This is a genomic window from Actinosynnema sp. (assembly GCF_052038725.1).
On record NZ_JBQGCX010001254.1, the window covers coordinates 1 to 5,499 of the forward strand.

6 protein-coding genes are annotated in these 5,499 nt (G+C 74.4%); 1 reads left to right on the plus strand and 5 read right to left on the minus strand.

Annotation, left to right across the window (positions count from 1 at the left end):
• The 5 genes from ACTUAL_RS26450 to ACTUAL_RS26470 form a co-directional block, all read right to left on the minus strand.
• Window positions 1-386, minus strand: a 386-nt coding sequence (locus ACTUAL_RS26450) for a cupredoxin domain-containing protein (protein ID WP_440902144.1), incomplete at its 3' end; no start/stop codon positions are given.
• Window positions 383-1,624, minus strand: a complete 1,242-nt coding sequence (locus ACTUAL_RS26455; protein ID WP_440902145.1) for a hypothetical protein — start codon at window positions 1,622-1,624, stop codon at window positions 383-385. The genes ACTUAL_RS26455 and ACTUAL_RS26450, both read right to left, overlap by 4 nt.
• Window positions 1,621-1,839 (minus strand): hypothetical protein, encoded by a 219-nt coding sequence (locus ACTUAL_RS26460; protein WP_440902146.1) that lies wholly within the window; start codon window positions 1,837-1,839, stop codon window positions 1,621-1,623. The genes ACTUAL_RS26455 and ACTUAL_RS26460 overlap by 4 nt, the downstream gene beginning before the upstream one ends.
• Window positions 1,839-2,525: a helix-turn-helix transcriptional regulator gene (locus tag ACTUAL_RS26465; protein ID WP_440902147.1), complete on the minus strand. Its 687-nt coding sequence runs from the start codon at window positions 2,523-2,525 to the stop codon at window positions 1,839-1,841. The genes ACTUAL_RS26460 and ACTUAL_RS26465 overlap by 1 nt, the downstream gene beginning before the upstream one ends.
• Window positions 2,526-2,608: 83 nt before the next feature.
• Window positions 2,609-2,791 carry a hypothetical protein gene (locus ACTUAL_RS26470; RefSeq protein WP_440902148.1) on the minus strand — a complete coding sequence of 61 codons (183 nt, stop codon included), beginning with the start codon at window positions 2,789-2,791 and terminating at the stop codon, window positions 2,609-2,611.
• 124 nt (window positions 2,792-2,915) lie between these two features.
• On the opposite strand from ACTUAL_RS26470, the gene ACTUAL_RS26475 reads away from it, so the two are divergent.
• On the plus strand, window positions 2,916-5,390 hold the full coding sequence (locus tag ACTUAL_RS26475) for a M14 family zinc carboxypeptidase (protein ID WP_440902149.1): 2,475 nt from the start codon (window positions 2,916-2,918) through the stop codon (window positions 5,388-5,390).
• Window positions 5,391-5,499 lie beyond the last annotated feature (109 nt).

The window sequence follows — 5,499 nt, forward strand, 5'->3', positions numbered from 1 at the left end:
GGCAGCGAGCACCACCCGTCCACCGCCCCGCCGATCACCCCGGCGTCCAGGGTCACCGCGGCGCCCGCGCCGACCGGCCCGGTCCTCTGCCCGGTGGCCAGCACCAGGTCGTGCCGCCGCTGGTCGGAGTTGGTCAGCTCGATGACGAGCCGGTCCCCGGCGGGCACGCTGATCACCGAGGGCCGGTACCGCATCTCGACGACGCTCACCTGGACCGTCGTGGTGTTCCCGGTGGGCGTCACGGCGGCGGCGACCTCGGTCGTGGCCGGCCCGCCGTCCGCGACGCGCTGCGCCGCGATCCCGGCGAGCACCGCCACGAGCACCAGCGCCACCCCCGCCGCGACCCCGCCCAGCGGTCGGTCGTTCTTCTCGGACAAGGCTTTCACCTCCGCTTGAGCAGCACGCGGGCAGCGGGCAGCAGGAACTGGAGCAGCGCGACGACCAGCAGCAGCGACACCGCGATCCGCACGTGCGGCCCGGTGGGCCGCACGAACACGACCAGCGCGGTGTTGCCCATGGCCACCCGCTGGGCCCAGTGCCGGTCGAACAGCTCGCCGCGCTCGCGCACCGCACCCGGTCCGCCGCCGAGCACCACCGGCATGAGGTAGGCCAAGGCCCCCAGCAGGATCTGCGCCACCGCGCCGACCAGCAGCGGCGTCAGCACGTCGCCGAACCCGCCCACCGCCTCGTGCGCGTCGGCCGCCGACAGCACCACGACCGCGTCGACGCCGAGCGCCACGAGCAGCCACCCGATCCCGGCCGCGATCGACCACGCGGCGAAGGACCGCGGCGGTTTCCGCCAGGCGGTGCGCAGACCGGGGACCGCGGTGATCACCACGGCGGCCCCGAACACCCCGAGCCCGGCCGCCGCGAGCACCGGCCACCAGGCCAGCGCGCCGATCCCCAGCAGCACCACCCCGGTCACCGCCGTGGGCAGCGCGGAGCGGGCGGCGGCGGGCGCGCCGTCGTCGAGCCGGGTGCGCAAGACCGTGGGCCACAAGGTGAACAGCGTCCCGACGATGGTCAGCGCGACCCAGCCGAGCACGTTCACGTGCGCGTGGAACAGGATCAGCCGGTCGCGCGCGGCGTCGTCGACGACCAGCATCCAGGCGCCCACCGGGATGCCGGTGAGCAGCGCGCAGCAGGCGGCGACGTAGTAGTGCGCGGTGACCGCGAACCGGGCGGGCAGCGCGGCGCGCAACCGGGCCACCAGCCAGCACAGGTGCCAGGCCGCGGCGGCGAACACCGCCCCCGCGCCGACGACCCCGGTCCACGGCCAGTCGGTGGTGCCGCCGACCAGCACCAGGACCACCCCGGCGTTGAGCACGACCAGCCGGATCGACTCGCCCCGCCGGTGCGGCAGCGCGGGGACCCGCAGCACCGCCGACGTGAAGTGCGCGCTCCACACCAGGATCGCGTTGGTGGCCGCGCCGAGCGCGAGCAGGTGCACGGCCAGCCAGTACCAGGAGGCGAGGAACGCGTGCGCGAACGAGAGCACGACGAGCGCGGCCAGGTAGAGCGCGGGGACGAACCCGACCCGCCAGTGCCAGTTCGCCCGCCCGGTCGGCGTGACCGGCGTGACCGGGATCGCGACCCGTCCGGGCTGCGGGGAGAGGGGGATCATGCCGTGACCCGCTTCCTGCTGGCGGCGGTCGAGAGCGCGGCGGCGCAGCCGGGGAAGCCGAGCACCGCGACGGACCCGCCGCGCCTCCACAACCCCCGGTAGATCCCGAGCAGCACCAGCCCCCCGGCCCCGGACAGCAGCAGGGCCGCGCAGAGCCCGCCGAGCAGCGCGAGCGCGGCCCCCACCAGCACCGGAACCCGCAGCCCGACCCCCATCACCACTCCCCGTCACGGGGAAGCCGCACCACGCAGGCCCGAGGCGCCCCGAAGGGCTCCAGCACAGCCGCGTCCCCGTCGGCCCCGCGCTCGTCCAGCACCCCGCGCACCACACCGGCGTGCAGCGCGCACATCGCGTCGGGCGCCTGGTCGACGAGTTCCAGGAACGGGCAGGTCCTCAGGTGCAGGTCAACCACCCCACCCGCTTCCCCGTGCACCACCGGGCTGAACCCGAGCCCGTCGAACACCGAGCCGACCGTCTCCACGGCCCCGCGGGCGCCGGACTCCCCGGCGAGCTGCCGCCCCCACTCCCGCCCCACCCGCTCAGCGGCGACGGCCGCCCCGTCCGCGTCCTTCCGGAGCTGCCCCAGCAGCACCGCCGCGAGCGTCCGGTAGGGGGCGGGCGCCGGGTCGTCGGCGGCGGCGCGGTACCGCCAGGCGGGACGCCCTGGCTGCCCGCCGCCGGCTCGCGCCTTGACCACCAGGCCGGCGCCGACGAGCCGTTCCAGGTGGGCGCGCGTGGTCGACAGGTGCTGCCCCGTGGCAGCCGCGACCTCGGCGGCGGTGAGCCCACCCCCGGCAGCCCGCACGAGCCCGAGGATGGCCACCCGACTCCCGGACCCGAGGGCCCGGTGCTGCGGCGTGTCGATGGCCCCACCGCTGGGCCCAGCACCCGTGGTTTCCACGGTGGAAGACGTTATAACGTCGATTGACAGCAAAACCGGTCGGGGTGGCCACCACCCCGCCCAGAAGCCCCTGACCTGTGCTTTCACCAACGCGCCAGCACGGCGAGCAGCGGCAGCGCCGCCACGAAGTCCTCGCGCTCGTTCGCCACGGGCATCCCCGTTCCGCCGACGTGACGCCGTGCCCGTGCGGGTCGGGCGGTACCGGAGGGGCAGCGGAGAACGATCTTCGCCACCGCGTTCTCGCAGCCGAAGCAGTTCCGGAACACGGCGTTCACCCCACCCGGCGCAATCACCGGAATGCCGCAGCGACACCAACTTCCGGGTATGGCCGCCACCCCCGCCCGCCCCCTAGCGTCGATCGCCTGTGCGCTCGACGAAACGGAGCCCCGCATGAGATCGAGATCCGCCCCGGCCCTCCTGCGAGCGGGCCTGGCGCTGGGTGTGACCGGCCTGGCGCTGTCCGCGCTCACCGCACCCGCCGCGACCGCCCAGGACCGCGTCCTGCGCGCCGACCGGGCCGTGACCAGGGCGTGCTTCGACTCCCCGCTCCCCGCCAGGACCCCCGGCGTCGACCGCCGCGAGGTCACCTCCGGCGTCGACGGCCTGGTCCAGGCCCGCCTGTCCCCTGGGACCGGCGCCGAGGGTGACTGGGACCTCGCCGTCTTCGACAAGGCCACCGGGGCCGTGGTCGCGGCCTCCTCCGCCCTGCGCAGCCGCGAGCTGGCCGAGAGCTTCGTGACCAAGGGCCAGGTGCTCGTGGTCCAGGGCTGCCGCTACGCCGGTCCGGCCAAGTCCGCCGTGCTGGGCGTGGACTTCCTCGCCCTCACCCCGCAGGGCACGCCCACCGGAACCGAGCGCGCCGAGGTCGTGCGCGTGAACACCCCGGAGCAGAAGGACAAGACCGCCCTCCTCGGTCTCGACCTGGACCTCACCGAGAAGGGCGACGCGACCGGCGTCGAGGTGGTGCTGGCCGGTGACGCGGACCGGAAGGTGCTGCGCGACAGCGGGTTGACCTACTCCACCGTCGACGCCGACCTGTCCCGGACCTCCCGCGAGCACGCGGCGCGCGACCGCGAGTACGCCGCGTCCCGCGCGTCCACGGGCCTGCCGTCCGGCCGCACCTCCTACCGCCACCTCTACGAGCACGACCACGAGCTCAAGGAGCTCGCCCGCGCGAACCCGAAGCTGGTCAAGGCGTTCACGCTGGCCGAGCCGTCCGTCGAGGGCCGGGACGTGGTCGCCGTCGAGATCGCCGAGAACGTGGAGGACACCCACGACGGCAAGCCGGTCAACACCGTCATGGGCGTGCACCACGCGCGCGAGTGGCCCGCCGCCGAGCACGCGACCGAGTGGGCCTACGAGCTGGTCAAGGGGTACCGGGACAAGTCGCTCAAGTCCCTGGTCTCCCAGACCCGCAACGTGATCGTCCCGATCGTCAACGTGGACGGCTTCTCCATCTCCCGCGAGGCCGAGCCCAAGGGCGACTTCTCCCGGTTCGACTACGAGATGAAGCGGAAGAACTGCCGCGCCTCGGACTCCCCGCCCGCGCTGGGAACCGGTGTGTGCAAGGCGAATCCCGGCGGCAGCGCGCGGGGCACCGACCCGAACCGGAACTACGCGGGCTTCTGGGGCGGCGCGGGCGCGAGCACGTCGTGGAGCGGCGAGACCTACCGTGGTTCCGCGCCGTTCTCCGAGCCGGAGACCCGCAACATCCGCAAGCTCGTCTCCGAGCGCGCCGTCACCAACCTGATCACCCTGCACACCTACGGCAACCTCGTCCTGCGCCCGCCGGGCGTGGCCGACGTGCGCGCGCCGCTGGAGGAGCCCGTCGTCAAGGCGCTGGGCGACAAGATGGCCTCCCGCAACGGTTACGAGAGCATCCCGTCCTGGGGCCTGTACGACACCACCGGCACCACCGACGACTGGTCCTACTGGACCACCGGCGGTTTCGGGTTCACCTTCGAGATCAACCCGGAGGGCTTCCACCCGGCGTACGAGAACGCCGTCGTCGCCGAGTACCTGGGCACCGCGCCGGCCGCAGGCGCGGGCAAGGGCGGCAACCGGGCCGCGTTCCTGGACATGCTGGCCAACGCCGCCGACCCGGCCGCGCACGGCACGCTGACCGGGACCGCGCCGAAGGGCTACGAGCTGAAGGCGCGCAAGACCTTCCAGACGCCGACCTCGCCGGTGCGCCAGCCGGACGGGACCACCACCCCGCCGATCATGGTGACCGAGACCCTGGAGTCGAGGCGCACCGCGCCCGGCGGCCGGTTCTCCTGGTCGGTCAACCCGTCCACACGCCCGTACGTCGCCGGTCGCTACGGCCGCGAGCCGCAGGCGCCGCCGCAGTCCGCGATCACGCTGGTCAACCCGCCCGGCGTGCCCGCCGAGAACCCCTCGTTCCCCGGCGACGGGACGGCCGAGGTCATCCCGTTCACCGTGAGCGGCCTGCCCTCGGCGGACAACGGGCGGTTCGACGTGTCGGTGTCGTGGGGGTCCGCCGCGACCGACTGGGACCTGTTCGTGCTGAACGCCGCGGGTGAGACCGTCGCGCAGTCGGCGGCGGGCGGCACGAACTCCGAGCGCGCCACCCTGGTCGACCCGCCCGCGGGCGAGTACCGGGCGGTGCTGGTGAACTACTCGCAGGCCGATCCGGCGAACCCGGACGACTGGACGGCGGGGAAGGTCGAGTTCGCCTCGCCGGTGCCGCCGACCTACGGCGTGAAGGAGGCGTACACGGTCACCTGCGCCGACAAGCGCGGCAGGCTCGTCGGGGTGACGGACGTGTTCGTCGACCGGGGGCAGAGCGTGGACGTGGGCGCGCTGTGCACCGACTCCGCGCGCGCGACCAAGCAGCGGCGCTGACCCGCCCGGCGGTCCGGCGGCCCCACGTGACGGGGTCGCCCGCCCGGCCCCGCCGCGCCCCAACCCCCCCAAAAACACAAAAACCCCCCCCGGCAGCCCATACCCTTTC